Origin of the sequence: Microbacterium sp. 18062 (assembly GCF_902706225.1) — a bacterium.
In the GTDB taxonomy this organism is placed as follows: domain Bacteria; phylum Actinomycetota; class Actinomycetes; order Actinomycetales; family Microbacteriaceae; genus Microbacterium.
Window position 1 is genome coordinate 1 of record NZ_CACSKB010000228.1, and the last position, 507, is coordinate 507.

Annotated in this window: 1 protein-coding gene; it reads right to left on the reverse strand. The window is 60.4% G+C overall.

Going from position 1 to position 507, the window contains the following annotated elements; genetic code table 11:
• The coding region (locus GVL03_RS19505; RefSeq protein ID WP_159502594.1) for a hypothetical protein at positions 1 to 507 on the reverse strand (507 nt) is incomplete at both ends.

The window sequence follows — 507 nt, forward strand, 5'->3', positions numbered from 1 at the left end:
CCGTTTGCGTCGATGGCGGTTCCCTTGCGGGGATCCTGGGCATTGTGCTTGCCGTTACGTTGGGAGGAGGCCTGCGCCCGGAAGACCAACGTGCGGGCCTTGCCACACGTGCGCATGATCAGGCTTTTCGCTTCATAGGCGCTCTTGCTGCGCGCGCGGTCGTTGATGAGCGTCGCCATCCATAGGATGTCCAGATAGATGCAGAGCTTGTCGAGCTGGCGCATGAGATCGTGGAAGCGCTTTTCGCGCGGCGACGTGATCTGCATGTCGAATGTCATCGGGTGGGTGTACTCGACGTCGGTCGCGCCTTCCAGGTCCACGCCATTGTTGTCGGCGACAGTTTGCAGCCGGACCATTTCCTCCTTGATGAAGGTTTCGCAGGTGCCGACGAGGGTATCGACTTCGGCATCCACGATGAGGCACTCGTTCTCCGGCTTGAAATTGCGCATGGTCACGCTGAGCGTGATCACCGTCTCGGACCACATCTCGTGCGCGCGCTCGTACATC